Consider the following 2146-nt stretch of genomic DNA (forward strand, 5'->3'; position numbering starts at 1 on the left):
ACCGGTGACGCGGGCCATGACGTCAGTGCGACTTGACAAAGCTGGTGACCGCCGCGCTGAAGTCTTCCGGGTACTCGATCATGGCCCAGTGGCCGCAGTGGGGGACGATGTAGCCCCAGGAGTTGTCGATCAGCTCCAGGAAGCGGTAGGCGATGTCCAGCGGCACCACCAGGTCGTCCTTGCCGTTGACCACGAAGGTCGGCTGGCTGACGCGGGCGATGAACTCTTCCGGATAGAACAGCCCGCCCTGCTTGCGCACCCAGTCCATGGTGGCGGCGTAGGAGGTCTTGTTCTTGGGATCGACCGAGTTGTTCCAGCGGTACTGGACCATTTCGTCGGTGATCTCGAACTTGTCGTTGGCCAGGGTCTTGATCAGCCGGATCATGCCGTCCGGCGTGTAGTCGTAGCCGAGCACCGGCTGCAGGGCCGGGGTGATCTCGGCGTTCAGGCCGGCGGTGCCCATGAGCACCAGCTTGTCGACCAGCTGCGGGTGGTCGACCGCCACGCCCATGGCGGTGGCACCGCCCATGGAGTTGCCGACCAGGCTCGCCTTCTCGTAGCCGAGCGCCTTGATGAAGCCGGCGATGTGGTCGTAGCGGTTTTTTTGCGAGTACTCGAAGGTGGCCGGGTCAGGGCTGTCGGAGTTGCCGAAGCCGACCATGTCCACGGCGATGGTGCGGAAGTGCTTGCCGAACAGCGGCAGGCAGCCGAACCAGTTGCCGTAGCCGTTGGCGCCGGCGCCCCCACCGTGGATCAGGATCAGCGGCTCGCCGCTGCCCTCCTCGATGTAACAGGTCTTGATGCCGTTGACATCGATGTATTTCTTTTCGTACTGCGCTTCGTTCATCACCTGCTCCTGGTGTGTGATGGTGGGGAAATCTCAGGCCGCGGCGAGGTCCATCGCCATGGCGCCCATGCCGGTGAACCAGCTGGCGATCGGCTCGTAGTAGAGGGTGTGGCCGGTGGCGCCGGCCACGGTGCCGGCCATGGCCAGCCAGCACATGATTTCGAGGCCGCCGTTGCCGGCGTTCTCGAGGATGTAGTCGGTGCTCCAGGTGGCGATTTCCGCCGCCTGGCCCCCGCTCAGCAGGCTCAGCACCCGCTGGTCGAACTCGGCGTTGACGTGGCCCATGCCCGGGGTGGCAATCCAGTGCGACAGGCCGCCGGCGCCGATCACGGCCACCCGCTGTGTGCAGGCGGCGCTGCGGATGTAGGCGCCGACGGCCTGGCCGAGCGCGTAGCAGCGTGCCGGTGACGGCGGCGGCGTGCGGTTGATGTTGACCAGCAGCGGTGCCACCGGGATGCGCCCGCCGGGGTTGATGATGCGCAGCGGCAGCGCGATGCCGTGATCCGGGTCCAGCGACTCGGCCCGGGCCAGGTCGAAGCCGGCCTGGTCCATGTGCCGCAGCAGGGCGTCGGCGAAGGCGCCGGCGCCGGCCATCGGCTGGCGCGGAATCTGCATGTCGCCCAGCGGCGTGTAGCTGTCGGCGCAGCCCAGCGCGAAGCTCGGTTGCAGCCGGTAGCCGAGGTTCACCATGTGGTCGGAGGTGATGTACAGCAGCAGGTCGGGCCGCGTGCGCGCGACCTCGGCGGCAATCTGCTTGAAGCCGTCGATCACACGCCCGGCCTGGGTCCGGACGTCGGTGGGATCCATCACCACGTGCGAGGTGGCGGCGGCGGCGGCGATGCTGCCCATGTCAGCTGTCCTCCGACAGTTCGGGGTAGTGGCGCACGGTCATGTGCGCCGCCATGTGGGGTTTCAGGACCAGCTGGTAGTGCATCTGCAGGATGGGATGCATGCCGAGCGCGCCGAGCGCCTCGATGTCGCCGCTGGCCAGCGCCGGCGTGTTGGCCGGATCGATGCCGGATTCCGCCAGCACCGCGTCGCGGTCGGTCAGGTAGCGCTCGCGCAGCGGCGGTTCGTGCACCAGCCGTTCGACCAGCAGGTTCAGCCGCCGGGCCTGGTCGGCCGTGCTCATGCGCCACCCTGCACGTGGGCCAGGGTCTGGATGCCGCGCTGGCAGCGGCTGGCCAGGCGTCGCCACTCGAGCAGGTTGCGGTCCTGCTCGAACAGCTGCTCCTCGAGCCAGCCCCAGTCGTCGGCATAGAAGCCCTGCATGGCCTCGCGAGCCCACAGGTCGTCGTC

4 protein-coding genes are annotated in these 2146 nt (G+C 67.8%); all 4 read right to left on the reverse strand.

Features of this window, described 5'->3' with window-relative positions; translation table 11 throughout:
- Positions 1-22: 22 nt before the first annotated feature.
- From ABYX71_RS11665 to ABYX71_RS11680, 4 genes are read right to left on the reverse strand one after another with little or no spacing between them, the layout of a single operon-like run.
- Complete coding sequence (locus tag ABYX71_RS11665; RefSeq protein WP_372696664.1) at positions 23-847, reverse strand: alpha/beta fold hydrolase; 825 nt, start codon at positions 845-847, stop codon at positions 23-25.
- 33 nt (positions 848-880) lie between these two features.
- Positions 881-1696 (reverse strand): AmmeMemoRadiSam system protein B, encoded by an 816-nt coding sequence (locus ABYX71_RS11670; protein ID WP_372696665.1) that lies wholly within the window; start codon positions 1694-1696, stop codon positions 881-883.
- A 1-nt stretch (position 1697) separates the two neighbouring features.
- The gene (locus ABYX71_RS11675; RefSeq protein ID WP_372696666.1) at positions 1698-1979 is read right to left on the reverse strand and encodes a hypothetical protein; all 282 of its coding nucleotides are present in this window, start codon (positions 1977-1979) and stop codon (positions 1698-1700) included.
- Positions 1976-2137: a hypothetical protein gene (locus tag ABYX71_RS11680; protein WP_372696667.1), complete on the reverse strand. Its 162-nt coding sequence runs from the start codon at positions 2135-2137 to the stop codon at positions 1976-1978. Before ABYX71_RS11680 ends, ABYX71_RS11675 begins: the two co-directional genes overlap by 4 nt.
- Between the last annotated feature and the right edge of the window lie 9 nt (positions 2138-2146).

The organism is Immundisolibacter sp., assembly GCF_041625615.1.
Taxonomy (GTDB): domain Bacteria; phylum Pseudomonadota; class Gammaproteobacteria; order Immundisolibacterales; family Immundisolibacteraceae; genus Immundisolibacter.

Coding starts and splice junctions, on each gene's coding strand:
- ABYX71_RS11665 (WP_372696664.1), bottom strand. CDS start 847: ATGAACGAAGCGCAGTACGAAAAGAAATACATCGATGTCAACGGCATC.
- ABYX71_RS11670 (WP_372696665.1), bottom strand. CDS start 1,696: ATGGGCAGCATCGCCGCCGCCGCCGCCACCTCGCACGTGGTGATGGAT.
- ABYX71_RS11675 (WP_372696666.1), bottom strand. CDS start 1,979: ATGAGCACGGCCGACCAGGCCCGGCGGCTGAACCTGCTGGTCGAACGG.